The organism is Variovorax sp. P5_A3 (genome assembly GCF_056400665.1).
In genome coordinates this window covers 1-25,043 of sequence record NZ_JBFUKW010000013.1, presented here as the reverse complement: position 1 = coordinate 25,043, position 25,043 = coordinate 1, and the positions used below count along the sequence as shown (strand labels likewise).

The window sequence follows — 25,043 nt, the reverse complement described above, 5'->3', positions numbered from 1 at the left end:
ACGAAAGGACACGCGCAAATGATTCAGGACTTCAAGGGCACGACAGCCGTTTTGACCGGTGCAGGCTCCGGCTTCGGCCTCGAATGCGCGCGCATCGGCGCGGCGCGCGGCATGAACCTCGTGCTGGTCGACGTGCAGCAGGATGCGCTCGACAAGGCGCAGGCGGAAATGGAAGCCGCGGGCGCGCAGGTGCTCGCGCGCAAGGTCGACGTGGCCGATGCCGCGCAGATGGAAGCGCTGGCGAAGGACGTGAAGGCGCGTTTCGGCGCGCCGCATTTCGTCTTCAACAATGCCGGCGTGGGCGCGGGCGGCCTGGTGTGGGAGAACACCGTGGCCGATTGGGAATGGGTGCTTGGCGTCGACCTGTGGGGCGTGGTCCACGGCGTGCGCCTTTTCACGCCGATGATGCTGGAAGCAGCCGCCAAGGACCCGGCCTATCGCGGCCACATCGTCAACACCGCGAGCATGGCCGGCCTGCTGACGCCGCCCAACATGGGCATCTACAACACGGCCAAGGCGGCCGTCGTGAGCCTGACCGAGACGCTCTACCAGGACCTGAAGCTGGTCACGGACCAGGTCGGCGCCAGCCTGCTGTGTCCGTACTTCGTGCCGACCGGCATCACGCAGAGCGAGCGCAACCGGCCTGGCGCTCTGCCGACCGGCGAACTCACCAAGAGCCAGTTGATCGGCCAGGCCATGAGCAACAAGGCCGTGAGCAGCGGCAAGGTGACGGCTGCCGAGGTCGCGCACAAAGTCTTCGAGGCGATCAGCGCGAACCAGTTCTACGTGTTCAGCCACCCCAAGGCGCTGGGCAATGTGAAGAGCCGGATGGAGAACATCGTGTCGATCACGAACCCCGCCGATCCCTTCCTGGAGCGGCCGGAGATCGGCGCGAACCTGCGCGCGCAACTGCGCTCGTAATCCCGCATCGGCCTTCGGGGTTTGGGTGGGACGGGGAGGTGGGGCTGGCTAGACTGGACGCCACGATTCCCTACCGTCAACCCGACCTCCAAGGAGATCCCCGCATGGCCTACGTCGATGGATTTGTGCTTCCGGTTCCCAAGAGCAATGTCGAGAAATACCGCGAGATAGCCACCAAGGCGGGAAAGATCTGGCGCGAGCACGGCGCGCTCGAATACCGCGAATGTCTCGCCGACGACGTGAAGCCCGGCGAGCACACCTCCTTTCCACAGAGCGTGAACCTGAAGGACGACGAGACCGTCGTCTTCGCCTACATCGTCTACAACTCGCGCGCCCATCGCGACGAGGTCAATGCCAAGGTCATGAGCGACCCGCGCCTCAACGACATGATGGACATCAAGAACATGCCCTTCGACGGCAAGCGGATGTTCTGGGGCGGCTTCGAGACCCTGGTCGAACTCTGAGACTCTGGGCATTGGGACCGAACGGTCTCGCACTGCAGAGGAAGAGTCTGAATTCAATTTGACGGAATTGCCGCCTGATTGCTGCTCGATAGCATGAATCGCTTTTTGGCCCGCGTTGTCCGGGCAGCAAAAAGGGAGCGTCATGAGCATCAAGAAGAGCGTGCGGCCGTCGCCGGCGCGAGGCCCGTCGGCGCAGCTCGCGCGCCAGTTCCAGTTGCATGCCCGGCGTTTCACAGAAGCGATGGCGCGTGCGGACTACGCCGTTGCCGTCCAGGCGGCCGAGGCCGCGCTGAAGATCCAGCCGAACAACCCGGGCGTCATGGCCGACCATGCGCTGAGCCTCATGCGGCTGAAGCGCTACGACAAGGCGCACGAGGTCTACCTGCGGATCTACCAGGCCAACGCAGGTCGGATGCAGCCGGGCCAGACCTGGCTGGATGGCCTGGCCGAAGTCTGCGGCTGGCTGGAACGGCCCGACGATGTGCGGCGGTACGGCAAGGCGTCGCTCGAACAGGCCGATGCGCGGCTGGGGCAGGGGCCGGCGCTTCCCATTCCCGCATCCGCCCCGCCGGCTTTCGAGACGGATCGTCCCGAGCGGAACATCATCGCCTACACCCTGTTCGGCGACAGCCCGCGCTACTGCGAGCCGGCCGTGAAGAACGTGGAGGTCGCGGCCGATCTCTTTCCGCAATGGCGTTGCAGGGTCTACCTCGACGACACGGTGCCGGCGGACATCCAGCGCCGCTTGCGCGAAGCGGGCGCACAGGTCGTGGACATGTCGGGGCAAGCGCGCGACGGCGTCCATCCGTTGATGTGGCGCTTCCTCGTCGCCGATGACCCCGGGGTGACGCGCTTCCTGGTCCGCGATGCCGACTCGCTGCTTTCCGAGCGGGAGCAAGTGGCGGTGGCCGAGTGGATCGAGAGCCCGCTCTGGTTCCATCACATCCGCGACTACTTCACGCACACCGAACTGATCCTCGCCGGACTGTGGGGCGGGTGTCGGGGCGTGCTGGCGCCATTGAAACCCTTGATGCAGGGCTGGCTGGCGAAGCAGAGCGACGTCACGCGCTTCGCCGACCAGATCTTCCTTCGCGAAGTCGTGTGGCCCACTTTGCGCCAGAGCGTGCTGAACCACGACGAGATCTTCGGCTTTCATGGTGCGCGTCCGTTTCCTGGGCATCCGCCGATCCGATGGGGCACTTCGAAATTCCACGTCGGCAGCAACACGAGCTACCAGGACATCCAGGGGTCGAGCGACATGGCCGACGGGGAGCGGCAGACCTGGACGGTGCTGGACGACCAAGGCCAGGCGGTGTGTACGTACAGTTCGCCGGTTCAAGGCCGGCGCTGGCGCGCCGACCTGCCGTTCTTCCTGGGCGAGCCGATTGCCGCCGGTCGCTGGAAGGTGGAACTGGCGTCGTAGCACTCGCCGGTCAGGCCGAGTGGGTCGCCACCGGCACCGGGCTGCATTCCGCGAACTGGCGGTTCCAGTAAGGGTAGTAGGGGTAGAGCGGTGTGACGGCGCTGCGCCTTCTTCCAATGAAACGCCTTGGTCAAGCCTCGACAGGTCGCGCGGCGACTCTGCCGCAGCCTCGAGTTCGTCAGTAGCGGTACGGGTTGTCCGGACGGCGGTCGTAACGATCCGGCACGCCATCGCGGTCGTAGTCTCGGCGTGCGCTTGGCGGTGGCGGCGCCGGGCGGCTGTAGTAGGCGCCGGGCGGCGGCCCGGCGTCATAGGGCACCGCAACGCAACCCGCAAGGGCTGCAGCGGATGTCAGGAGGGCAATGAGTACTTTCATGCCGACAAGGTGCGCCGTTCCGCGTCGTTCGACCATCGGCCCGTCCGCCCGTGTTCAAGTAGGCGGATGCCGTGTGCCGTCGTCATGGCTGCATGTGTTCCTCGTCGCGGCTCGAGAGCGCAATCATTCGCCGTGCTTTCGACGATTCCATCACGCGCCGTCTGGGCCGGAAAGCGCAAACTGAACCATGTTCAAAGCACTCTTTCTCCTGGTGGCCATCGTTGGTCCACTCTGGCTCGTCTACCTGTTGGGCTTCTGGGTGCTTGCCGCGACCGGCGCGATGTTGGCAGCCACGATCGCATTCTCGACGGGGAAGGCGAATCCCTCGGAAGAACACAAGGGCGGTGGTCTCACAGGCTATCGAACCAGCTTCTACGCAGACCTGTAGGACGAATCGACGGCGCGCCGAATCAGGCGCGGTTCGCGGCTACGGACTTACCAGCCGGCCAGCGACTTCAGAGACCAGACAAATGCCGTCATGAGCAGCACGATGAGCAACGCGGTGCTCCAACTGAATCCGCTGCTTTCGGGTGGCCGGGATGCCCAGTTGAGAGGGGCGTGAAAGGTCGTGGGGCGCTCCTCCCGGTCGGGCTTGTCCACCCACCATCCGAAGTTGGTGTCGCTGTCGTCGGCATCGCGTTTCATGCATTTATTCTAAAAATGTAATGAATAGGTATTCGTTGATTTCGCCTCGTGCTGCAGGCCGAATGTGACTTTGTGCGCACTTCATGCGCATTCGAAAGATTGACGCCGGCGTCGAGGCAGATGTCGACGATGCGGTGCGCACCCGTGACGTCCGTGTTGCCCAATCCGGGGGAGGAGGGGTTCAGGCGCTGGCCGTGGCGGGCGCCGGCAGCGTTTCGCGCCGGTCCAGCGCGCGGCTCCACAGTGCGATCGCGAGACCGGCCAGCGTGAGCAGCCCGGCAACCCAGCCGAGCGCACCGAGCCCCGGCCCGCGCTCGATCACGACGCCGCCGACCCAGGCGCCGAGCGCATTGCCGAGGTTGAAGGCCGCAATGTTGAGACTCGACGCCAGGTTCTGGCCCGCGCCGGCAGCCTTCTCCAGCACTCGCAGTTGCAGCGGTGCCACGGTCGCGAAGGATGCGATGCCCAGCAGCACGACGAAGACGACTGCCGTCACGGGCGTATGGATCACCCATTGCATCGCGCCGAGCACCACGGCCAGCGCCACCAGCGTGCCGAGCAAGGCCGGCATGAGCGAACGATCGGCCAGCTTCCCGCCCAGCAGGTTGCCCACGGCAAGACCGCCGCCGAAGAGCAACAGGATCGGCGACACCGCCGCCGCGGAGACGCCGGTGATCTCGGTGAGCAGCGGCTGGATGTAGGTGAACACGGCGAAAAGTCCCGCAAAGCCGAGCACCGTCATGGCGAGCCCCAGCAGCACCTGCGGTCGCGCCAGCACGGCGAGTTCATCGCGCAGGGGCGATGGCCGTTCGTCGGCCTTGCCGCGCGGCACGAACACCGCCAGCACCGTGAAAGCCAGGACGCCGATCAGCGCCACGGCCCAGAAGGTCGCGCGCCATCCGTAGTGCAGGCCGAGCCAGGCGCCCGCCGGCACGCCGAGCAGCGTGGCCGCGGTGAGGCCGGTGAACATGATCGCGATGGCCGACGCGCGGCGCTCCGGCGGCACGAGGCCCGTGGCGACGACCGAGCCGACGCCGAAGAAGGTGCCATGCGCGAGCGAGGTGATGACGCGCGCCGCCATCAGCATCTCGTAGTTGGCAGCAAGCGCACAGGCGATGTTGCCGAGCGTGAAGATCGCCATCAGCGCGAGCAGCACCGTCTTGCGCGGAATCCTGCGCGTGGCGATGGTGAGCACTGGCGCGCCGACCGCGACCCCGAGCGCATAGCCCGAGATCAGCAGGCCGGCGGCCGCGATGGAGACATGAAGATCCGTCGAGACCTGCAGCAGCAGGCCCATGATGACGAACTCGGTGGTGCCGATCCCGAAGGCACCGGCGGTGAGGGCGAGGAGAGCGATTGGCATGATGTCCCGTACTGTGCGGGCGCTGGCTCTCCTTGACTAGGATGCGATCGGGACCAGCATTGATGAGTTCAAGTCAAAAATGGCGCGCCAGGGCCGAATCCATCGCTTTCATCTAAGATGTACGGTCTGTACGGAAATATTCGCCATGACCTTGCACACCGTCGGCCTCGAGCAGGGCCGAAATACGCTGCCACTGCTCGCATCGCGCGCCCATGCCGGGGAGCCGAGCCTGCTCACACGACACGGCAAGCCCTATGCGGCCATCGTTTCCTCGGATGTCCTTCTTAAAGGTCGATCGGGCCCGCGTTTCCTGAGCTTGCGAGGCAGCGGCAAGGGCCTGTGGGGCAAGTCGCCCGCACAGTCGATTGCCGACTCCCGCAACGAATGGGACTGAAATGGCTGGAGCGCCCTCGAAGAAGCCGAGTCGCAAACCACGGGCGCGCAAGGCCGCAAAGTCCGCATCGCTATGGGGCGGGCTGCACGATGGCGATCTCGTCGTGGTGGATTCGGCCCCGCTCATCTATTTGCTCGACGACCATCCGGACTTTGCCCCGGCCTTCGAAGGCGTGTTCGAGTTGCATGCACAGGGCCTGGTCCAGATCGCGATCTCCACGATCGCGATGGCGGAAGTGCTCGCCGGTCCTTTCAGACACCGCCAGGATGTCCTCGCCAAGCGCTACGAGAAGGCCTTGTCCGGCTTCGACGTGGTGCCTGTCACCCAGGAAATCGCGGTGACCGCCGCGCGCCTCCGGGCGGGCGCCGGCCTTCGGCTCCCCGACGCGCTCCAGGCCGCGACGGCGCTGGAGATCGGCGCCGCAGCACTGGTGACGCACGATCGCGACTTTTCGCGCCTGGCCGATCTGCGCGTGATCCTCGGCGACGCCGGCTGGAAATAGGCGAACACGACATGCCCCGCATCGAGGTCAACCGTTCCGGCGAAATGGAAGCCTTCGTCCAGGTGGTCGACCGCGGCAGTTTCTCGGCCGGCGCCCGGGTGCTGGGCATGACGCCCTCGGCCATCAGCAAGCTGATCGGACGGCTGGAGGCACGCCTGGCAACTCAACTGGTGCACCGCTCGACCCGCAAGCTGCAACTCACGCCCGAAGGGCGGCAGTTCTACGAGCGTAGCGTGCGCGTGCTGGCCGACCTGGACGAGGCGGAGCGTTGCGCCGCCGCCGGGGCCATGCCGCGCGGGCGCGTGAGCATCAACGCCAGCGTTCCTTTCGGCCAGCATGTGTTGATTCCCCTCGTGCCGCGCTTTCTGGAACTGCATCCGCAGGTGACGCTGGAGATCGTGCTGACCGACCGCGTGGTCGACCTCATGGACGAACGCATGGATGTCGCGATCCGCTGGGGCGAACTGCCGCCATCGGACCTCGTCGCGCGCCGCCTCGGCGCGACCGGGCAGGCCATCGTGGGCTCGCCCGACTACCTGGAACGCTACGGCACCCCCCGTACGCCCCAGGAACTGGAAGCACACAACCGGCTCGGCTTCAACTACCGGCGCAGCGTGCCCGACTGGCCCTTGCGCGTCGACGGCCGGGTGTTCGACTTGCCCATCGTCGGCAATGTGCGCTGCGGCGACGGCGAGACGCTGCGCTCGCTCATCCTGGCGGGCGTCGGATTGGCACGGATGTCGCTTTATCACGTCCAGTCCGACATCGACGCGGGCCGGCTGGTACCGGTGCTGGAGGAATTCAACCCGGGCGACGAGGCGCCCATCCATGCCGTTTACCTGGGCAAGGCCGGGCGGCTTCCGGCGCGGGTGCGCGCCTTGCTTGACTTCCTGGTCACTCACGTGGCCGACAATGGGCGGCCCAAGCCATGACAGAAGTCCCTGACGCCATCCTCTGCGAAGGTTGCGACGCGATCTACCAGCGTGTGCCCCTGCGCCGGCGCGAAGTCGCGCATTGCCCGCGATGCGGGACGGAGCTCGACCGGCATGCGGGCGACCAGAGCGCCCGCGTTCTGCCGCTCACGGTCGCCTGCCTGATCCTGTTCGCCATCGCCAACCTGTTCCCGATCGTCGAGATCGAACTCCAGGGCCTGACCAGCCAGACCACGCTGGCGGGCGCCGTGGTGGCGCTCAGCTCCGAAGGCATGTCGCCCGTCGCGCTGCTGGTGCTGGCGACGACCATCCTCTTTCCGCTGATGCAGCTTTGCATCCTGGTCTATCTGCTCGTGCCGATGGCCTACGAGCGCCGGCCGGTCGGCTTCGCCATCCTCGTGAAGGCGCTGCAGGCATTGCGGCCCTGGGGGATGGTGGAGGTGTTCCTGCTCGGGGTGCTGGTGGCGATCATCAAGCTGGGCAGCATGGCGCAGGTCATACCCGGCCCCGCGCTCTGGGCGTTCGGCGCGCTCACGGTGCTCCTGACGGCGGTGCTGTCCTTCAATCCCAAGACTTTCTGGGAAATGGCCTTCGAGCCGCGACCGGGGCAGAAACCATGACCGAACCCACATCGCCGACCGAGACGGGCGCGAAGCGCGGCCTCATGAGCTGTCATCACTGCGGCTCGGTGTGGAGGGATGCCGAGGAGGGCGAGAGCTGCGAGCGCTGCTCCACGACCCTGCATATCCGCAAGCCCGACAGCTACAACCGCACCTGGGCGTACCTGATCGCAGCCGCCATCCTCTACCTGCCGGCCAACATGCTGCCGGTGATGATCACCCGGAGTCTCTTCGGCACGCAGCAGGACACGATCCTGAGCGGGGTGATCTACTTCTGGGTTTCCGGCGCCTACGGCCTGGCGGCGCTCATTTTCGTCGCGAGCTTCCTGGTGCCGCTGTTCAAGCTGACCGCGCTCACCCTCCTGACCTACACGGCCCAGCGCGGCAGCGACTGGCGCCAGCTGGAGCGCGCCAAGCTCTATCGCATGCTCGAAGTGATCGGGCGCTGGTCGATGCTCGACGTCTTCGTCGTGGCGCTTCTGGCTGGCCTGGTTCGCATCCACGGCTTTGCCGAGATCACCGCCGGGGTCGGCATCGCCGCCTTCGGCGGGGTCGTGGTGCTGACCATGCTGGCCTCGCTCAGTTTCGATCCGCGCCTGACCTGGGACACGCGAATCCGATCGAAAAGGCAGAAGAAGCAGAAGAAGCAGAAGAAGGGGCCGGACGGCATGGCGCGAGATGAAGGAATCGTATGAGCGATGAAGACAAGGGGTCCGCACCCCCTCCATTGGGCCGGCCCAAGGTCGTGAGGCGGCGCAACTGGCTGCCATCGCTGATCTGGGTGATCCCCATCGTGGCGGCGCTGGTCGGCATCACGCTGGTCGCGCGCATCCTGATGGAGCGGGGGCCCGAGATCGTGCTGACTTTCAGGACCGCGGAAGGCCTCGAAGCCGGCAAGACGGCGGTCAAGTACAAGGACGTGCAGATCGGCACGGTACAGAGCATCCGCCTGGCCCATGACCGCTCCCACGTCCGGGTGCTGGTGCAACTCAAGAAGGAAGCCAGCGCCTTCACCGCGAGGGACACCCGTTTCTGGGTGGTCCGTCCGCGGCTCGACACCTCCGGCATTTCAGGGCTGGGCACCTTGCTCTCCGGGGCCTACATCGGCGCCGATGCGGGAATCTCGGAAGAATCGGCGGGCGAGTTCACCGGCCTGGAGGTGCCACCCATCGTCACCCGCGACGATTCGGGGCGGCAGTTCCTGCTGCACTCTCGCGATGTCGGTTCGCTGGACATCGGCTCGCCGGTGTACTACCGCCGCATCAAGGTGGGCCAGGTGGCGGCGTACGAGCTCGACGGCGACGGTCGGGGCGTGACGCTGCGTGTCTTCATCAATGCGCCGTACACCAAGTTCGTCGGCCTCAATACGCGCTTCTGGCATGCCAGCGGTGTCGACCTGGAGCTGAATGCGAGCGGCGTCAAGGTGCGCACGCAGTCGCTCGTGACCGTGCTGCTCGGCGGCATTGCATTCCAGTCACCCGACGATGTGTCGGGGCCGGTCGCCCAGGAGAACGCCGCTTTCGCACTTGCTGCGGACGAGGGCGCCGCCATGAAGGAGCCGGACGGCCCGTCCCAGACGATGCTGCTGTACTTCAACCAGTCGCTGCGCGGTTTGTCCCCCGGGGCGGCGGTCGACTTTCGCGGTGTCGTCATCGGCGAGGTCAAGTCGATCGGCGTCGAGTTCGATCGCGACGAGCGCGAATTCAAGATGCCGGTGGTCGTGACGATCTATCCCGAGCGGATGCGGCGCAGGGTCGCGGGTGGCATGGCGAGCGAATCCCGTTACACACCGCTGGAGCGGTGGCAGTTCCTCGTCAGCAAGGGCCTGCGCGCGCAATTGCGCACAGGCAATCTGCTGACCGGTCAGGTGTACGTGGCCATCGACTTCTTCCCCGAGGCCAAGCCCGCGAAGATCGACCCCGGCCGGACGCCGCTCGAGTTGCCGACGACGCCGAACAGCCTGGACGAACTCCAGTCCCAGGTCGCCGATATTGCGCGCAAGCTCAACAAGGTGCCCTTCGACGAGATCAGCACCGACCTGCGAAAGACGCTGGGCAGTCTCGACAAGACACTGTCCGCGACCGAGCAACTCGCGAAGAGCCTGAACAACGATGTGACGCCGGAAATGGCCGCCGCCATGAAGGACATCCGCCGCACGCTCAGTTCCGCGGAGAAGACGATCGCCAACGATTCGCCGCTGCAACAGGACATGCGCCAGACCCTGCAGGAGGTCACGCGTGCGGCCGCATCACTGCGCATCCTGACCGACTATCTGGAGCGCCATCCCGAATCCCTGATCCGCGGCAAGCCGGAGGACAAGCAGAAATGAGAATGACGAACTTCCGCCTTGCGGCTGCGACCTTCGGTGCCGCCTTGTTGCTGGCAGGCTGCGCCAGCAACACCGGGCCGCAGTACTACAGCCTGGCCGAAACGAAGGCACCCGCGCGCACGCCTGTCGTGCCTGCCGCCGGCGCGATGCCGATTTACATCGAGTTCGCGCCGATCGCGATGCCCGAACGCTTCGCACGGCCCCAGATGGTGGTTCGCAAGAAGGCCGCGCCGGAAAGCCCCGCGGTCGATATCCTGGAAGACCACCGCTGGTCGTCCTCCTTCGAGTTCGAGTTGCGCGACGCGTTGGGCAGCGGCATCGTGAGCCGCCTGGGCGCGGTCGATGTGACCCAGTCCGGGCGCCAACGCGGCCAGCCGGTGACGCGCATCGCTGTGCAGATGGGGCAATTCGACGCCGTGGAAGGCAGCCGCGTCGACGCCAGCTTCACCTGGACCGTCCGCCGCACCGACGAGGGCCAGCCGACCGGATGCCAGTTGTCGATCTCCGAGCCGGTCGGCAGCGGCTTCGACGCGTTGGCGCAAGGCGCCCAGCGTGTGACCTCGAAGCTGGCCGATGCCATTGCCGGCAGCATCTCGGCGCTCAACGCCAACCAGGCGCCGCCCTGCGCGGCCTGACCCGCGCTTACCCGATGAGCCCAGCCGGCTTCGCCTTGTTCGCCACGCCCATCGGCGCGTGCGGCATCGCGTGGGGTCCTCGCGGCATCGTGGGGGTTCAGTTGCCTGGAGCGACAGAGAACGCGACGCGCGCTCGCATGGCGCGTTCTTTTCCGCACCTGCAGGAAGCCGATCCGCCGCCCGAAGTCCGGCAGGCCACATCGGCCATCCGCGCTCTGCTGGAGGGCGAGCCGCTCGATCTGGCAGAAATCGAGCTCGACCTCGAAGGCGTCAGCGACTTCCATCGACGCGTCTATGCCATCGCGCGCCGCATCCCTCCCGGCCGAACCCGCACCTACGGCGACATCGCGGCCGAACTCGGCGACAAGGGCCTGGCTCGCGCGGTGGGCCAGGCGCTCGGCCTCAACCCCTTCGCGCCCGTCGTGCCTTGCCATCGCGTGCTGGCGGCGGGCGGCAAGTGGGGCGGCTTCTCCGCACCGGGCGGCACGACCGCCAAGCTGCGCATGCTCGCGATCGAAGGCGCCCGGCCGGACAGCGACACCGAGCCGCTTTTCTGAACAGCTAGCACAGCGCGTCCCATCTCGCTGCCGGCGGCCCATTGCCGCCTTGGCGACAATCGAGTGAATGACTTCATCGCGCTTCTTCCGGATCGCGCTCGTGCTGGGCCTGTTGTCGGCCATCGGCCCGTTCGCGATCGACATGTATCTTCCCGCCTTGCCCGAGATCGGCAACAGCCTGGGCGCCGGCATCGGCCCCGTGCAGATGAGCCTCACGGTCTTCTTCATCGCGCTCGGCGTGGGCCAATTGCTCTATGGCCCGGTGTCGGACATGGTGGGGCGCAAACCGCCGCTGTTCTTCGGGCTCGGCCTGTTCGCGCTGGCCAGCATCGGCTGCGCGCTGGCGACCGATATCCAGACACTGATCGCTCTGCGCTTCGTGCAAGGCCTGGGCGCGGCTGCGGGCATGGCGATTCCGCGTGCCGTGGTGCGTGACCTGCACACGGGCAACGACGCTGCGCGCCTGATGTCCCTGCTGATGCTGGTGTTCAGCGTGTCGCCGATCCTGGCGCCGCTGGTCGGCAGCGCGGTGATCGCCTTCACCGGCTGGCGCGGCGTGTTCTGGGCGGTGATGATCGCCGCCGTGATCGGGCTGGCGACGGTCGCGACCGTCCTGAAGGAAACCCGCCCCGCCGAAGAGCGCGTCGAAAGCAGCCTGGGCGGCGCGCTCAAGGCCTACGGCGTACTGCTGCGCGACACGCATTACCTCGGCCTGGTGTTCATCGGCGCCTTCGCGATGGCGGGCTTCTTCACCTATCTCGCGAACTCGTCCTTCGTGATGATCGACCACTACGGCCTGTCGCCGACGCTCTACAGCATCGCCTTCGGCGTCAACGCGGCAGCCTTCTTCGGCGCCGCGCAACTCAACGGGCATCTGTGCGAGCGCTTCGGCATCGTGCGCGTGGTCAAGGCCGGCGTCAGCGCCTGCGGGCTCGTCATGACCGCCATGTTCGCCTACTACCTGAGCGGCGGCGACCGACTGGCCGTGCTCATCGTGCTGTACTTCATCGCCAGCGGCCTGATGGGTTTCGTGATCCCGACCACCTCGGTGCTCGCGCTCGAGAAGCACGGCGCCATCGCCGGCACGGCGTCGGCCCTGCTCGGCACGCTGCAGATGCTCACGGGTTCGGTGATGATGGCGGTGGTCGGCGCCTTCACGAACGGCAAGCCGCTGCCCATGGTCGCCGGCATGGCGGCCGGGGCGCTCATCGCTGTCGTGCTCACATGGTCCACGCTGGGTGGACGGAAGCGGACGGTCTATGTTGCGGGCTGAGATGGTCGCGACGCCGGGTCCCGTATCCGTCGTCGTCGACGGACTGCCGCAGCCGCAGCGCTGGCACGCGATGCTGGTCATCATCCTCGGCATCGCGGTGGCGGTGCTCGACGGCACCATCGTCAACCTAGCGCTGCCGGGCATCGCGCGCGAACTCCACGCGGATGCGTCGCACGCGATCTGGGTGGTCAACGCCTACCAGATCGCCACGCTGGTGATGCTGCTGCCGCTGGCCTCGCTGGGGGATCTCATCGGCTATCGGCGCGTGTACCTGGTCGGCATCGCCCTGTTCGCGGCAGCGTCGCTCATCGCGACCTTCGCCGGCTCGCTCGGCATGCTGATTGCCGGGCGGGCGCTGCAAGGGCTCGGCGCCGCCGGGATCATGAGCGTCAACGCGGCGCTGGTGCGGCTGATCTATCCGCGCGAGCAACTGGGCCGGGGCATGGCGATCAATTCGATGGTGGTGGCGACCGCATCGGTCGCCGGCCCGACGGTGGCCGCGGCGATCCTGTCGGTGGCTTCATGGCCCTGGCTCTTCGCGCTCAACGTGCCCTTGGGAGCGCTCGTGCTCGTGCTCGGCCTGCGTGCGTTGCCGGCCAATCTCGTGAAGGCGCACTCGGATTCGCGCTTCTCGGCATTCGACGTGCTGCTCAACGTGTTGATGTTCGCGCTGATCTTCATCGGCGCCGACCGGTTGGGCGTGCGCGGCGATGCAGGGCAGGGCGCCAGTCCGTGGGCGTGGGCGCTGCTGCTGGCTGGCGTGGCGGTCGGCTTCGTCTACCTGCGGCGGCAACGGGCACTGACCTTGCCGCTGTTTCCGGTCGATTTGCTGCGCATCCCGGTGTTCGCGCTGTCGATGGGCACGTCGATCGGCGCCTTCTGCGCGCAGATGCTGTCCTTCATTGCGCTGCCCTTCCTGCTGTTGGAGACCTACGGACGCTCGCACTTCGAGGCGGGTCTGCTGATCACCGCATGGCCGCTGGCGATCGTCGTCATGGCACCGATCGCGGGCCGGCTCATCGGCCGGTATTCGGACGGGTTGCTGGGCGGCATCGGCCTTGCGCTGCTGGCTACCGGCCTGGTGCTGCTCGCGGCCTTGCCCGCGCATCCCGGCAATGCCGACATCGTGTGGCGCATGGCCTTGTGCGGCATGGGCTTCGGGCTGTTCCAATCGCCCAACAACCACACCATCGTCACCTCGCCGCCGCCCCATCGCAGCGGTGCCGCAAGCGGCATGCTGGGCACGGCGCGACTGACAGGCCAGACATTGGGCGCAGTGCTGCTGGCCGCAATCTTCAGCGTCTGGAGTCCGCACGACGGCAAAGGCCAGGTCATCGCACTCGGCTTAGCCGCGTGTTGTGCCGGCATCGCCGCCGTATGCAGCACCCTCCGCACGAGGACGTGACCCGTCCCAAATCCAGGAATGCCGCGGAACCGGCTCGGCCGGGCGGCCGGTATTGCACGATAGGGGCTTCGTGAAAATAGCAGCAGGCTGAATCTGGCTCGAACGCTCGTCGGAAGAGAACTTCCCAGCGATTTGTGTAATCAGCCGAAATTCGCCATCAGATATTGATCTCATACTTGGTTTTCGCCGCCCCCGCGAGATCAGCGCCCCGCTCAACAGCGGCAACCTGCTGATCGAGCAGATATAGGGTACCAGAAGTCGCACGATGAAAACAGTGACTCATCCATTTCGATTCAATATCAAAAGGCGAGCAAGCGCAACTTGAATCCTCTCTCTAAGCCTGGTTTCATCTAAATAAAAAGCTGGATTTGCAGTCAATAGTGCGGAGTCAGTGCTGTATGAGTCAACTTCACCGAAGACCGTTTCAAGAAGATCAAAACAACTCGACGTCAAGTGGTTTTTTTCGTTCTTGAAGCGATCTAGATATTCTCTTTGGAATTCTGTCGCCGGCAACCCTCCAGAAAGAAAATTAGCAAATAGCGTTTGATATTCGATCCCCGCATTTATTGAGGTTCTCATAGCTTTCCTCTCATCATTTCCCTTGGCTGAGTTGGAGTGGGCTCCTTCCTAGTGGACTCGTAGCAGTCGGTGAAGCGCGGTTGATCTCGACAAGGTAGGCACTCCCCCAGGGCGGGTTCAGACCAAGGTCTCCGCAAAGAATCACCGTTCGCTATCCGTCTTCTGGATGAAGCGGCGACCGCATTTCTTCAACAAACAAGCCAGCGTTCGTCGCCAGAGCCTGTGCTTTCGGACAAGGCGATGGCACCCCGACGTACATGTAGTAGTCCCATCCAAAGTGGATGAACCCCCTATCGCTGTCAAGCCTGCACCAGAGTTCCTCGCGAAGCACCTTGGTCATGATCGCCCCGATATCCATAGGCGAGATGGAATCTCCATCGGTATAGGAGGGCTCTTCGTCCTTTCGGTATTCCAAGCCGCGAATTGACAGCGAACCAACTTTCGCTTCTTGAAGGAACGCGATGGCGGCAGAAATGTACGCCGACTCGACCTTTTCGTAGGCCGCTTGAGTCAGCACTGTTCCATCGAAAATGGCTCCAACATCACTGAAGGAGGTCCACTCGGTGTACTGGCAACCATCCTTACGGACTGCCGGGTTGTATTTGGTAACTCGATACTCGAACATCTTGCTTTCTCCTCGCGGCACATAACGGTTCAGTCGCCCACCCATGGGCCACCCTCTCTCGCTCTACGCACTCAATCCCCGATACGTAGGGTAAGGTCCGCATTCCAAGTTCCAGATCGCGTATCCTTAGATCCGAGCCCATTGACGGAATCTGCAACTTTCCATGCCCCGCCATTGTGGCCGTCCACATCCCTAGTGATGTACTGGTTCCCCTTCTTGTAGACAGCCTGGCCTTTAACGGTTTCGTTGATGCGCACATAGCCGAGAGCTTGCGCCGCCTGCGTGGCTTCCCTGCTCGTTTTGAAGATCGGACCATCCAATGCCCGCAACACGGACGTCAAGGTCTCCACCACTGGCTCACCAACCTTGCGGACCATCCCCCCCGCAATGGGCACCAATCCAACGGCCGCCCAGACGCGGTTCGCCTCCTCGCCAGTCAGGCTGCTCTTACCCGTGATCAACTGAAGCGCCGACTCGCCTGCCGTCGAGGGTGGCCGCGCCGATGAATTCGCGGTGATTGAGACCAAGCTCCCAGCCGCCGACGATGCGGCGCTGGTTGCCGATTTCGGTGTCTTCGAAGTAGTTGTGCGAGGAGCGTCGGAAGCCGCGCAGGTTCACGCTGGTCTTGCGGTGCTTGTCGCGGTAGACCAGGCGGGAGAGCCTGGCTTCGGCGTTGCTGGTTTCGCCCGAGTACTCGTAGCTTTCCCAGATGCCGACGGCGCGCTGGTGGTAGCTGCTTTGCGAAGTAGTGGCGCTCAGCAGCCAGTTGCCGTAGGGCACGGAGTAGTGGACGACCTGGTTGTCGGTGCCCTTGTCGGGGTTGCCGAAGCCATGGTCATCGATGCTGTGGCCGGCGCTGACATAGAAGAGGTCATTGAGGCCGAAGGGATTGTCGAGAGACAAGGTCGCGCCGGCCTGGTACTTGTCGGTGGCCTCCGTGCCACTGTCGTCGAGACTGACACTGCCGCGCCAACGCTCCACTTGTGCGTACTTGACGACGAGGTCGCTGTCGCCGGGCTGCGCATTCGCGGCATTCGATGGCACGATCTGGATGTCGGCTTCGGCGGTGGGTACGCGCTTGAGATTCTCCAGGCCCTGCTCGATGTCGCGCAGATTGAGGAGGTCACCCACTTGCGCGGGGATCGCGGTGCGAAGACTGGTGGGAGCGGCTTCGCTGTCGAACCGGATGGCGGCGATGCGCCCCGGAATCAGCGTGAGGGTGAGATTGCCCGTGGTGAGGTCCTGAGAACCAGCCAACACGCGAGTGGTCACGAAGCCGCGCTCGATGACCGCCTGCTGCACGCGCGTGAGCACGATGTTGACTCCCTCGGTGCCCAGGCAACGGCCGACAGGTGAGTCGTCGCCCTGCGGGCCAGCGATGGCGTCGAGCGCCCACTGGAATGCGTCGGAGCGCTTGCCGGAGAGCACCACGCGATCAATGCGGAAGCACGGCATTTCGTCATCGGGCAGGCGCTGCGTTTCCACGGCTGCCTGGCGAGGCAGGCGTGCGTCGACAGTTCGCTCCTGCTCCTCACGCAACGCGCGTTCACGCTGCTGCTGGCGCTGCTCCTCGATGACGGGACGGGGTGTCGACGCGATCTGCGCGTGAGCCGCGAACGACCCGGCCAACCCCGTCAAAAGGAGAGGCGAAAAAGCAGAAACCGAGAGTTCCGGAACGCGGCAAGCAGCCACCGTGGGACGCACCCACAGGCGGAAAAGAAAGATCATTGTTTTTCTTGCCGCGTTGAAGGGCGCGGATATCAGCTTTTTGGCGCGCAGGAAAGCGGACGCCTCTTGCCGGTCAGTCTATGGATGGCCGCGACAAACAGCTCATCAGATCAGTCTAAAAAAACAGCCGAGATTTCTCGTCTTCAGGCGAATTCGGAGGAATCGTCGGATTGACCGAAGACCGCGGCCAAGTCCCTCTGCCTCACGCCCACGTTGTGGGCGAGTGAGCCTGGGGGCGAGCCTAGTTGGTTGGGATGACTTCCAGGATTCGGTCGGCCATGTAGGGAAAGAAAGGGTTCGAGGACAGGCGTGTCAATGAATCCAGGCTGACGATGAGCGCGCCGCGTTCGCCCCGGACCGCCAGGGCGCCGAGGTTCACGCCGAAGTCTTCCTTCATGTCGGGCCGTATGCCGTAGAGCGAATCGGTGACGGGGAAGGGCAGTGCGAGGTGCGACAGCGAGAACACTTCCTGCGGAAACTCAAGGTCCAGGGTCCGCGTCTTCTCGACTACTGCACCGGCCTCGGTGACGCGCTCGACGACCTGGCGGCTGTCCGGCCCCGAGTTGGTGATTAGCGTCGAGCGGAACTGCCGCGGCGCGGGCGGTAGAACGCGATCCGGCCGCAGGTCGCTCCCCGATCGCAACAGCGGACCAAACTTGATGCTGCGGTTCATGTCGAACAGCACCAACTCGCTGCCGTTGTTCGGGAGCCGCGCGTACAGGTTGGTCACGATCGCGCGCGTGCTCACCGTGAAATCGATCAGCGACTGGAAGGTCAGGATCGGCGGCAGCTTCGCGAGGCGGCCCGCGCGCTCCTCACGCGCGACGTGGGAGCGCAGGTCGCGCGTGAGCAGCGACGACTGGCGTGCCCCGTTGACCGGAAAGGAGTTGTACTTGAAGGGATTGAACTCCGGCACGATGCCCAGCCACGCCGCCTTGGCGAACGCCGGGAAGATCGCGGGCCAGCCGAACACGCCCGCGAAACGCGAGAGTTCGGTGATGCCGATCATCGGCGCGATCAGGATCACGCGGTCCGGCCGCGCCAGGCCCGGGTCGTCCAGTCCGTCGAGGGCGAACTTCATCGCCAATGCGCCGCCATTGGAGAAACCGACGATGTGCAGCGGCAACGGCGCGGCTGCGCGGCGGCGCGCTTCCCGCACCGCGAGGCGCGTGGCCTCCGACCAATCCTCCCATTGCACGCGCGTCAGGCCCGCGGGCACGGTGCCGTGGCCCGGCATGCGGATCGCGACGACGACAAAGCCGCGGTCACGATAAAGCGTGGCGATGTGGCGCAGGCTGAAGGGCGAATCGGTCAGTCCATGCAGCAACACCACGGCGCCGCGGGGCGTGCCTTCGGGTTCCTGCACGTAGGAACGGTTCCAGTCCTGCACGAATCGCCCGGGATAGATCGGGCTGCCTTCGAAATAGCGGTTGCCCGGTACGCGCGCCTCGGCTGGCAACTTGTCGGTCACCTCGGCGCGCACTTCGGCGAAGGCCTTGTCCTCGGCGGCGAGATAGCCGGCCCAGTCCGTCCTGGCGAGTTCGGCGCGGGACAACTCCTGCGGCGCGTGCGTGTGCCAGAGTTCGAGGGGCGGTCCGCGCTGCACGTCGTAGGTGCGCAGCGCGATCACGGTGACGAAGACCACGCCGACCACCAGCGCAGTGCGCTTCAGAATCCTCGCCAGCCGGGGTAGCATTTCCGTCCTCTCACTCGTGGCTCGATCGGGCAATCGACCCTGTGTCGCTTGCCGGCGTGCAATCTATCACGAGGCTTCTGACGCAAGGTCGCGCATGCAGGCCTCGGTCGCGATGCGACCCAGCGTCGCCACGGCTTGCTCGCTGCGCGCATCCCACGCATGGCCGTAGTTCAGCCGAAGGCAGTTCGTGAACTCGCTTTGCGCCGAGAAGATCGGTCCCGGTGCGATGCTGATGCCTTGCGACAGGGCCTGTCGATGAAGCGCCAACGCGTCGACCTGCGTCGGCATCTCGATCCAGAGAAAGTAGCCTCCCACAGGTCGTGTGGCCCGGGTGCCGGGCGGGAAGTGTTCGGCGATGGCCTGGGCCAGGCGGGTCTGTTGCTCTGCGAGCGTGCGGCGCAGTTTGCGCAAATGCTTGTCGTAGCCGCCCTTTTCGAGATAGGCCGCAAGGGCTGCCTGCGCGGGGGCCGATGCGCCAAGTGTGGTCGTCAGCTTGCCGCGCGCCACCGCGCGCACGAAGCGGCCCGGTGCCGCCCAGCCGATGCGATAGCCGGGCGCAAGGCACTTCGAGAACGATGAGCAATGCATGACGATCCCTTCGGTGTCGAAGGCCTTCGCCGGCAGCGGGCGCTTGTCGCCGAAGTAGAGCTCCCCGTAGACGTCGTCCTCGATCAGGGGCACGTCGTGGCGCGTGAGCAGTTCGACCAGCGCCTGCTTCTTCGCGTCGGGCATCAGGCTGCCCAGCGGGTTCTGGAAGTTCGTCATCAGCCAGCACGCCTTGGGGTGATGCCGCCGGATCGCGCGATCGAGCGCGTCGAGGTCCATGCCTTCGCGCGGATGGGTCGGCACCTCGATCGCTTCGAGGCCGAGGCGCTCCAGCGCCTGCAGCGCTGCGTAGAAGGTGGGCGACTCGATCAGCACCGCATCGCCGGGGCGAGTCACCGCGGACAAGCAGAGATTCAGCGCTTCGAGCGCGCCATTGGTGATGACGATCTCATCCGTGTGCACCTGCATGCCGTCGGCGAGGTAACGCAGCGCGATCTGCCTGCGAAGGCGCGCATTGCCGTGCGTGAGATCGTCCACCGTGCTCCACGGATCGAGGTCCTGCGCGCTGGACGCCATGAACCGGCCCAGCCTCGGAAGCGGAAAGAGCAGCGGACTCGGAAAGGCCGAACCCAGCGGCACCACATCCCGCACCATCGACGATTCGAGGATCTCGAACACGCGCTCGCTGACGTCGAGCGATACCACGTCATCCTCGGGCTGCGATGCGGCTTCGGGTTCAGGCGGGAGATGCCGCGCACCGTCCGCCACGTAATAGCCCGAGCGCTCGCGCGCACGAATGAGCCCCTGCGCTTCAAGCAGGTAGTAGGCCTGGAACACGGTGGACGGACTCACGCCACGGCTGGCCCGCGCCTGTCGGACGGAGGGCAGGCGGTCGCCCGGATGGAGCAGACCGGTCCGGATGGATTCCGCGATCTCGGTGGCCAGTGCTTCGTAGCGTGTCATGGCGCGGGATTGTCCAGCACGGGGCCGCGCTTCATACTGGCGGCATGACCCAGATCGGCAAGCCACCCGGGGACGACAACCAGATCCGCCACGGCTGCGAACAGGCGGATTGCCCACCGGCCTCCAAGCCCTGGGTGCTGGCCGCGGCGATCATCGGGTCGAGCATGGCCTTCATCGACGGCACGGTGGTCAACGTCGCGCTGCCTGCCATCCAGGCGGACCTGCACGCGACGGCTTTCCAGGCGCAGTGGGTGGTGGAGTCGTATGCGCTCTTCCTTGCGGCGCTGCTGCTGGTCGGCGGATCGCTCGGCGATCACTTCGGGCGCAGGAAGATCTTCGCGATGGGCGTTGCGCTCTTCGCGGCGTCGTCGGTGGGTTGCGCGCTGGCAGGCGATGTGCATCAACTCATCCTCGCGCGGGCTGTGCAGGGCATCGGCGGGGCGATGCTGGTTCCTGGAAGCCTGGCGCTCATCAGCGCTTCGTTTCCAGAGAAGGAACGTGGTCGCGCCATCGGTACGTGGTCGGGGTGGAGCGGCATCACCGCCGCGATCGGGCCGGTGGCAGGGGGCTTTCTTGTGGACCACTACTCGTGGGTCTGGGCCTTTCTGGTCAATGTGCCGATGGCGGTGATCGTGCTGCTGATCGTGTGGCGTCATGTGCCTGAAAGCAAGGGAGGCGGTGCCGCCGCGGGACTCGACTTCTGGGGCGCGGCGCTCGCGACCATCGCGTTGGGCGGCATCGTCTATGCGTTCATCGAGGCGCCGACGCAGGGCTGGGCTTCGCCTGCCGTGCTGGGCGCACTCATTGCGGGCATCGTGGCGAGCTTCGCGTTCGTCGGTGTCGAACTGCGTGTGCGATCGCCGATGCTGCCGCTTTCGTTGATGCGCATCGGCAACTTCGGCGGCGCGAACCTGTTGACGCTGCTGCTGTATGCGGCGCTCGGGGGCGGGTTGTACTTTTTCCCGCTCAACCTGATCCAGGTGCAGGGCTATTCGGCGACGGCCGCGGGTGCGGCGCTGTTGCCTTTCATCCTGATCATGTTTGCGCTTTCGGGGTGGGCGGGGCAATTGGTCGACCGATTCGGCTCGCGGCTTCCGTTGGTGATCGGGCCGAGCATTGCGGCGGTGGGGTTTGTGTTGTTTGCTGTGCCGGGGGTGGGGGTGAATTACTGGACTGCCTTCTTTCCGGCGGTTGTCGTGCTGGGTCTGGGGATGGCCATCACTGTTGCGCCGCTCACGACGACGGTGATGAATGCCGTCGGGCCCGAGTCGGCGGGTATTGCATCGGGCGTGAACAACGCGGTGTCGCGTGCGGCGTCGGTGTTGGCGATTGCGGTGTTCGGGGTGGTGATGGCGTTGGCCTTTGACATGCGCCTTGGAGAAGGCTTGCGCGACATCGGCGCCTCTGTCGAGACCACCGCTTTTCTCGACGCGCAGCGAAGCCAGCTTGCTGGTGCGAAGCTGCCGGCGGGCGTGGATGCCGCTGCGGGCGCGGCGCTCAGGCAGACGGTGAATGCGTCATTCGTTTCGGGGTTCAGATGGGTGATGCTGATCTGTGCTGGGCTGGCGTTGATGAGTGCTTTGAGCGCATGGGTCCTGATTGGTCGAGGGCCGCGCGCGGTGGCTGTTTCCGCGGAAAGTTGAGCAGAGATATCAAGAGTCGAATTGTGTCAACTCAGTGAATCAAATAGCGCCCCTTAGTTGACGCCACATAGCGCAAACTCTATAGTCCGCCGCTTTGTAACAATCGGTGCGGGCGATCAGATGCAGTTGGATTCACTGGAGGGATTGGGGACGCCCAAATATGTGCGGGGCACTTGTTGCGGACTTCTTGCTTCAATCTGCGCGGTTCGGTTTTGTCACAAGGCTCATGTTGTTCGCCTGATTGGTTTTTTGGCGGTTTTCGTGGCGCTGTCGTGGTGCTGTGCCGCTTCAGCATCCATTGCGCCGAGCTATCTTTGGTCGGTTGGTGGTAGGCCGGTGTGTGGCACCGGCGTTGATCCGGTGCCTTTGGCCGAATGTTCAACGAAAGCTACCTATAGCTATCCTGCCGCGTGGACCAATGCGCACAGTTTTTCGTGTTGGAAGAACACCGTGGACAGCACCGCGAATTTTTACAGCGTCAACTGCCATTGGATCGCGAACGGTGGCTATGACTACTACGGTGTTGGCGCGGCGAAGCGTGAGACTACGCCGAGCAGTTGCCCGGCTAGTAGCACGCTCGTGAATGGTGCGTGCTATTGCAATATCGGGTACTCCGAAGACATTGGCTCGGGCACCAACACGCCCGCATGCACGAAGACAATTCCCGAACCGCCGCCCATGATGTGTATGGCCGGCGGTCCCCAAGGCAACCCAATATTGCCTTTCACCGCTGAAAAATACCGGGCCGAGCTGGACTGGAGCGAGGGCGGCCCGGCGCCGCTGGCCTTCACGCGCTTCTACCGCAGCAACTGGGGAGCAGGAACCAGCGGCCCGTCATCCGGCCTCGGCCAAGTCTGGTCTCACAGCTACAACGCTGGCTTGAGTGCTGTCCCGAATTCGGGGCCGTTGCTCGTCGTCATCACGCTGCCGGAAGGTTACCGGCGCTCATTCTCGCGCGCATCGACCAGCGCGGCATGGTCGGCCGACAACAGCGCCGACACCTTGACCCAAGCCGGCGGCGCTTGGTCCTGGCGCCGTACCGACAACGAGAGCGCCTACAACTTCGACAGCTCCGGCAAGTTGCAGACCGTGGTCGCGCGCAACGGCTGGACCACCAGCTACGCCTACAACGGCTCGGGCCAGCTCGTCAGCGTCACCAACGCCTTCGGTCGCACCCTGCTGTTCACCTACTCCGACGGCAAGCTCGCCACGGTCACCACTCCTGACGGGCGAGTCGTCGGCTACAGCTACGACAGCTCGGGACGTCTGTCGATGGTCACCTACCCCGACAGCAGCACCCGGACGTTCCTGTACGAAAACGCTACCTACATCCAGGCGCTGACTGGCATCCTCGATCAGGCGGGTACCCGCTGGGGCACGTTCGGCTACGACAGCCAAGGCCGAGCTACCAGCACGCAATTGGCGGGAGGCGTGGAGAGCTACCAAGTCTCATACCCATCCCCTGGAGTAGCCACGGTGCTCGACCCATTGGGCACCACGCGCAACTACAGCTACATGGCGAACAAGGGTAGGCTGGCCGTCACAGGCGGTTCGCTTCCTTCAGGAACTGGAGAGGCCGACGCCGCTTCGCGCGTTCAGGACGTCAACGGCCTGATCACGAGCGAAACCGACTTCCAAGGCGTGACGACCACAACGACTTGGGACGTCGCACGCCGCCTCCCGCTCTCAGTCACTCGCGCCGTCGGGACACCCGAGGCAACGACAGTAGCGACGCAGTGGCACGCGACCTTTGCCTTACCGGTTCTGGTCACGGAGTCAGGCCGTACGACCGCATATACCTACGACAGCCTAGGCAACGCGCTGTCGCAATCCATCACCGACACAAGCGCGTCGCCCAATACGACCCGCACCTGGCAGTGGACCTACAACCCTCAAGGCCTCGCGAGCACGCAAACGGACCCCCACGGCGCAGTCACCACCTACGAATACGACACTCTCGGCAACGTCACGAAGGCCACCAACGCCCTCGGCCACGTCACCCAGTACACCTACGACTCTGCCAACCGCGTCGTCAGCACCACCGCCCCCAACGGCCTCGTCACAACCTACACCTACGACCCGCGCGACCGCTTGCTGACGCGCACCGTAGGCGGCCAGCAGACCACCACGCTCACCTACAACCCCACTGGCCCGATCGCCACCCTGGCGCTCCCCACTGGCCTGGTGCTGACCTACACCTACGACCCCGCCCACCGCCTGACCGGTTGGAGCAACAACCGGGGCGAGCAGGGCAGCTTCACCCTCGACGGGATGGGCAACCGCACCGCCGAGCAGGCCAAGGACGCCTCCGGCGCCATCGCCTGGACGGCCGTGCGCAGCATCAACAACATCAACCGCGTCTACGCCCGGACCGACGGCCCCAACCAGACCAGCGGTTTCGGCTACGACGCCAACGGCGAACTCATCACCGAGACCAACGGCCTGAATCAGAGCACCCGCTACGGTCTGGACGGCCTGCGCCGCGTGACCGCCATCACCAACGCGGCCAACGCCACCGCCACGCTGGCCCGGAACGCGCTGGACGACGTCACCCAGGCCAAGGACTTCAAGGGCGTGGCCACCAGCTACGCCCGCGACGCCCAAGGCAACGCCACCAGCGAGACGAGCGCCGACGCCGGCCCGCGCAGCACCCAGTACGACAGCCTGGGCCTGCCCAGCCGCATCGTGGACGCGCTCGGCCAGGCCACGCAGATCGAGCGCGACGCGCTCGGCCGCCCGACGAGCCTGGCCTTCGCCGACGGCAAGACCACCACGCTGCGCTACGACCTCAGCCCGTCGAGCATCGGCTACCTCTCAGAGATCGTCGACCGCAGCGGGGTCACCGAATWCACCCGGGACAGCTTCRGCCGCGTCACCTCGAAGCGCCAGACCCTCGCCAGCGGCCTGGTGCAGCARGTGGGCTACGGCTACGCCGCCAATGGCCTGCTCACCACCCTGAGCTACCCCAGCGGCAGCGTGCTCACCTACCTGTACGACGCCACCGGCCGCCTGAGCCAGCTTAACTGGAACGGCGCACCGCTCGTCACCGGCATCGGCTGGAACCCGCTGGGCCGGCCCACCGGCTGGAACTGGGCCTTCGCGTCTCCGGGCCTCCAGGCCAGCCGCGCCTACGACACCGCGGGGCGCCTGACCGCCACCGAGTTCAGCAGCTACGTCTACGACGCCGCAGGCCGCATCACCAGCCTGACGCAGCAATTGCTGCAGCCGGCGGACGCCGATCCCACGCACAGCACCATCACCAGCGTCAACACCACGTGGAGCGTCGGCTACGACGCCGTGGGCCGCATCACCGCCTTCAATGCCACGGGCAACACGGCAGGGTTCGGCTACGACGCCAACGGCAACCGGGCCAGCAGCACGCGCACCCTCGACGGGGTGACGACCAGCCGCGGCTACGGCATAT

The 25,043-nt window shown here is 65.3% G+C and carries 25 protein-coding genes; 16 read left to right on the top strand and 9 right to left on the bottom strand.

Translation table 11 applies throughout. The annotated features are described in order from the left end of the window. Positions 1-18 precede the first annotated feature (18 nt). From AC1D3B_RS20475 to AC1D3B_RS20465, 3 genes are all read left to right on the top strand, one after another. Complete coding sequence (locus AC1D3B_RS20475; protein ID WP_478192506.1) at positions 19-921, top strand: SDR family oxidoreductase; 903 nt, start codon at positions 19-21, stop codon at positions 919-921. Between the two features lie 104 nt (positions 922-1,025). Next, complete coding sequence (locus tag AC1D3B_RS20470) at positions 1,026-1,385, top strand: DUF1428 domain-containing protein (RefSeq protein WP_478192505.1); 360 nt, start codon at positions 1,026-1,028, stop codon at positions 1,383-1,385. A gap of 142 nt (positions 1,386-1,527) precedes the next feature. Further along, positions 1,528-2,808, top strand: a complete 1,281-nt coding sequence (locus tag AC1D3B_RS20465; protein WP_478192504.1) for a tetratricopeptide repeat protein — start codon at positions 1,528-1,530, stop codon at positions 2,806-2,808. A 178-nt stretch (positions 2,809-2,986) separates the two neighbouring features. Here the strand turns inward: AC1D3B_RS20465 and AC1D3B_RS20460 are convergent, their stop codons facing one another. Next, a complete protein-coding gene (locus AC1D3B_RS20460) occupies positions 2,987-3,184 on the bottom strand; it encodes a hypothetical protein (protein ID WP_478192503.1) in 198 nt (65 codons plus the stop codon). Between the two features lie 187 nt (positions 3,185-3,371). Here AC1D3B_RS20460 and AC1D3B_RS20455 point away from each other — a divergent pair, with 187 nt between their 5' ends. Then, positions 3,372-3,572, top strand: coding sequence for a hypothetical protein (locus tag AC1D3B_RS20455; RefSeq protein ID WP_478192502.1), 201 nt, complete (start codon positions 3,372-3,374; stop codon positions 3,570-3,572). A gap of 47 nt (positions 3,573-3,619) precedes the next feature. Here the strand turns inward: AC1D3B_RS20455 and AC1D3B_RS20450 are convergent, their stop codons facing one another. Both AC1D3B_RS20450 and AC1D3B_RS20445 read right to left on the bottom strand, forming a co-directional pair. Further along, positions 3,620-3,829, bottom strand: a complete 210-nt coding sequence (locus AC1D3B_RS20450) for a hypothetical protein (protein ID WP_478192501.1) — start codon at positions 3,827-3,829, stop codon at positions 3,620-3,622. A 181-nt stretch (positions 3,830-4,010) separates the two neighbouring features. Then, positions 4,011-5,192 (bottom strand): MFS transporter, encoded by a 1,182-nt coding sequence (locus tag AC1D3B_RS20445; protein ID WP_478192500.1) that lies wholly within the window; start codon positions 5,190-5,192, stop codon positions 4,011-4,013. Positions 5,193-5,337: 145 nt separating this feature from the next. Here AC1D3B_RS20445 and AC1D3B_RS20440 point away from each other — a divergent pair, with 145 nt between their 5' ends. From AC1D3B_RS20440 to AC1D3B_RS20395, 10 genes are all read left to right on the top strand, one after another. Beyond that, a complete protein-coding gene (locus tag AC1D3B_RS20440; RefSeq protein ID WP_478192499.1) occupies positions 5,338-5,586 on the top strand; it encodes a type II toxin-antitoxin system Phd/YefM family antitoxin in 249 nt (82 codons plus the stop codon). 1 nt (position 5,587) lies between these two features. Further along, on the top strand, positions 5,588-6,088 hold the full coding sequence (locus AC1D3B_RS20435) for a type II toxin-antitoxin system VapC family toxin (RefSeq protein WP_478192498.1): 501 nt from the start codon (positions 5,588-5,590) through the stop codon (positions 6,086-6,088). 11 nt (positions 6,089-6,099) lie between these two features. Then, positions 6,100-7,020 carry a LysR family transcriptional regulator gene (locus AC1D3B_RS20430; protein WP_478192497.1) on the top strand — a complete coding sequence of 307 codons (921 nt, stop codon included), beginning with the start codon at positions 6,100-6,102 and terminating at the stop codon, positions 7,018-7,020. Further along, positions 7,017-7,640 carry a paraquat-inducible protein A gene (locus tag AC1D3B_RS20425; protein ID WP_478192496.1) on the top strand — a complete coding sequence of 208 codons (624 nt, stop codon included), beginning with the start codon at positions 7,017-7,019 and terminating at the stop codon, positions 7,638-7,640. Before AC1D3B_RS20430 ends, AC1D3B_RS20425 begins: the two co-directional genes overlap by 4 nt. Further along, positions 7,637-8,335 (top strand): paraquat-inducible protein A, encoded by a 699-nt coding sequence (locus AC1D3B_RS20420; protein ID WP_478192495.1) that lies wholly within the window; start codon positions 7,637-7,639, stop codon positions 8,333-8,335. The genes AC1D3B_RS20425 and AC1D3B_RS20420 overlap by 4 nt, the downstream gene beginning before the upstream one ends. Then, entirely contained in the window at positions 8,332-9,969 is a 1,638-nt protein-coding gene (locus AC1D3B_RS20415; protein ID WP_478192494.1) for a PqiB family protein, read from the top strand. The genes AC1D3B_RS20420 and AC1D3B_RS20415 overlap by 4 nt, the downstream gene beginning before the upstream one ends. 2 nt (positions 9,970-9,971) lie before the next feature. After that, the gene (locus AC1D3B_RS20410) at positions 9,972-10,604 is read left to right on the top strand and encodes a PqiC family protein (RefSeq protein ID WP_478192493.1); all 633 of its coding nucleotides are present in this window, start codon (positions 9,972-9,974) and stop codon (positions 10,602-10,604) included. A 14-nt stretch (positions 10,605-10,618) separates the two neighbouring features. After that, on the top strand, positions 10,619-11,161 hold the full coding sequence (locus tag AC1D3B_RS20405) for a methylated-DNA--[protein]-cysteine S-methyltransferase (RefSeq protein ID WP_478192492.1): 543 nt from the start codon (positions 10,619-10,621) through the stop codon (positions 11,159-11,161). Positions 11,162-11,228: 67 nt separating this feature from the next. Further along, complete coding sequence (locus AC1D3B_RS20400; protein WP_478192491.1) at positions 11,229-12,434, top strand: multidrug effflux MFS transporter; 1,206 nt, start codon at positions 11,229-11,231, stop codon at positions 12,432-12,434. A gap of 1 nt (position 12,435) precedes the next feature. After that, positions 12,436-13,839 carry an MFS transporter gene (locus AC1D3B_RS20395; protein WP_478192643.1) on the top strand — a complete coding sequence of 468 codons (1,404 nt, stop codon included), beginning with the start codon at positions 12,436-12,438 and terminating at the stop codon, positions 13,837-13,839. Positions 13,840-14,118: 279 nt separating this feature from the next. Here AC1D3B_RS20395 and AC1D3B_RS20390 read toward each other — a convergent pair whose 3' ends face one another. From AC1D3B_RS20390 to AC1D3B_RS20365, 6 genes are all read right to left on the bottom strand, one after another. Then, positions 14,119-14,418, bottom strand: coding sequence for a colicin immunity domain-containing protein (locus tag AC1D3B_RS20390; RefSeq protein ID WP_478192490.1), 300 nt, complete (start codon positions 14,416-14,418; stop codon positions 14,119-14,121). 151 nt (positions 14,419-14,569) lie between these two features. Next, entirely contained in the window at positions 14,570-15,043 is a 474-nt protein-coding gene (locus AC1D3B_RS20385) for a hypothetical protein (RefSeq protein WP_478192489.1), read from the bottom strand. A gap of 71 nt (positions 15,044-15,114) precedes the next feature. Then, complete coding sequence (locus tag AC1D3B_RS20380; RefSeq protein ID WP_478192488.1) at positions 15,115-15,504, bottom strand: toxin C-terminal domain-containing protein; 390 nt, start codon at positions 15,502-15,504, stop codon at positions 15,115-15,117. Next, positions 15,491-16,771, bottom strand: coding sequence for a ShlB/FhaC/HecB family hemolysin secretion/activation protein (locus AC1D3B_RS20375; RefSeq protein WP_478192487.1), 1,281 nt, complete (start codon positions 16,769-16,771; stop codon positions 15,491-15,493). Before AC1D3B_RS20375 ends, AC1D3B_RS20380 begins: the two co-directional genes overlap by 14 nt. 241 nt (positions 16,772-17,012) lie before the next feature. Beyond that, the gene (locus AC1D3B_RS20370; RefSeq protein ID WP_478192486.1) at positions 17,013-18,467 is read right to left on the bottom strand and encodes an alpha/beta hydrolase; all 1,455 of its coding nucleotides are present in this window, start codon (positions 18,465-18,467) and stop codon (positions 17,013-17,015) included. Positions 18,468-18,533: 66 nt separating this feature from the next. After that, positions 18,534-19,976, bottom strand: a complete 1,443-nt coding sequence (locus AC1D3B_RS20365) for an aminotransferase-like domain-containing protein (protein WP_478192485.1) — start codon at positions 19,974-19,976, stop codon at positions 18,534-18,536. Positions 19,977-20,020: 44 nt separating this feature from the next. On the opposite strand from AC1D3B_RS20365, the gene AC1D3B_RS20360 reads away from it, so the two are divergent. Beyond that, positions 20,021-21,619, top strand: a complete 1,599-nt coding sequence (locus tag AC1D3B_RS20360; protein WP_478192484.1) for an MFS transporter — start codon at positions 20,021-20,023, stop codon at positions 21,617-21,619. 717 nt (positions 21,620-22,336) lie between these two features. After that, a partial coding sequence (locus tag AC1D3B_RS20355; protein WP_478192483.1) for a DUF6531 domain-containing protein occupies positions 22,337-25,043 on the top strand: 2,707 nt, incomplete at its 3' end.

Coding starts and splice junctions, on each gene's coding strand:
- AC1D3B_RS20405 (WP_478192492.1), top strand. CDS start 10,619: ATGAGCCCAGCCGGCTTCGCCTTGTTCGCCACGCCCATCGGCGCGTGC.
- AC1D3B_RS20425 (WP_478192496.1), top strand. CDS start 7,017: ATGACAGAAGTCCCTGACGCCATCCTCTGCGAAGGTTGCGACGCGATC.
- AC1D3B_RS20375 (WP_478192487.1), bottom strand. CDS start 16,771: ATGATCTTTCTTTTCCGCCTGTGGGTGCGTCCCACGGTGGCTGCTTGC.
- AC1D3B_RS20450 (WP_478192501.1), bottom strand. CDS start 3,829: ATGAAACGCGATGCCGACGACAGCGACACCAACTTCGGATGGTGGGTG.
- AC1D3B_RS20430 (WP_478192497.1), top strand. CDS start 6,100: ATGCCCCGCATCGAGGTCAACCGTTCCGGCGAAATGGAAGCCTTCGTC.
- AC1D3B_RS20360 (WP_478192484.1), top strand. CDS start 20,021: ATGACCCAGATCGGCAAGCCACCCGGGGACGACAACCAGATCCGCCAC.
- AC1D3B_RS20440 (WP_478192499.1), top strand. CDS start 5,338: ATGACCTTGCACACCGTCGGCCTCGAGCAGGGCCGAAATACGCTGCCA.
- AC1D3B_RS20445 (WP_478192500.1), bottom strand. CDS start 5,192: ATGCCAATCGCTCTCCTCGCCCTCACCGCCGGTGCCTTCGGGATCGGC.
- AC1D3B_RS20420 (WP_478192495.1), top strand. CDS start 7,637: ATGACCGAACCCACATCGCCGACCGAGACGGGCGCGAAGCGCGGCCTC.
- AC1D3B_RS20475 (WP_478192506.1), top strand. CDS start 19: ATGATTCAGGACTTCAAGGGCACGACAGCCGTTTTGACCGGTGCAGGC.
- AC1D3B_RS20460 (WP_478192503.1), bottom strand. CDS start 3,184: ATGAAAGTACTCATTGCCCTCCTGACATCCGCTGCAGCCCTTGCGGGT.
- AC1D3B_RS20395 (WP_478192643.1), top strand. CDS start 12,436: ATGGTCGCGACGCCGGGTCCCGTATCCGTCGTCGTCGACGGACTGCCG.
- AC1D3B_RS20390 (WP_478192490.1), bottom strand. CDS start 14,418: ATGAGAACCTCAATAAATGCGGGGATCGAATATCAAACGCTATTTGCT.
- AC1D3B_RS20470 (WP_478192505.1), top strand. CDS start 1,026: ATGGCCTACGTCGATGGATTTGTGCTTCCGGTTCCCAAGAGCAATGTC.
- AC1D3B_RS20455 (WP_478192502.1), top strand. CDS start 3,372: ATGTTCAAAGCACTCTTTCTCCTGGTGGCCATCGTTGGTCCACTCTGG.
- AC1D3B_RS20435 (WP_478192498.1), top strand. CDS start 5,588: ATGGCTGGAGCGCCCTCGAAGAAGCCGAGTCGCAAACCACGGGCGCGC.
- AC1D3B_RS20400 (WP_478192491.1), top strand. CDS start 11,229: ATGACTTCATCGCGCTTCTTCCGGATCGCGCTCGTGCTGGGCCTGTTG.
- AC1D3B_RS20365 (WP_478192485.1), bottom strand. CDS start 19,976: ATGACACGCTACGAAGCACTGGCCACCGAGATCGCGGAATCCATCCGG.
- AC1D3B_RS20370 (WP_478192486.1), bottom strand. CDS start 18,467: ATGCTACCCCGGCTGGCGAGGATTCTGAAGCGCACTGCGCTGGTGGTC.
- AC1D3B_RS20410 (WP_478192493.1), top strand. CDS start 9,972: ATGACGAACTTCCGCCTTGCGGCTGCGACCTTCGGTGCCGCCTTGTTG.
- AC1D3B_RS20465 (WP_478192504.1), top strand. CDS start 1,528: ATGAGCATCAAGAAGAGCGTGCGGCCGTCGCCGGCGCGAGGCCCGTCG.
- AC1D3B_RS20385 (WP_478192489.1), bottom strand. CDS start 15,043: ATGTTCGAGTATCGAGTTACCAAATACAACCCGGCAGTCCGTAAGGAT.
- AC1D3B_RS20415 (WP_478192494.1), top strand. CDS start 8,332: ATGAGCGATGAAGACAAGGGGTCCGCACCCCCTCCATTGGGCCGGCCC.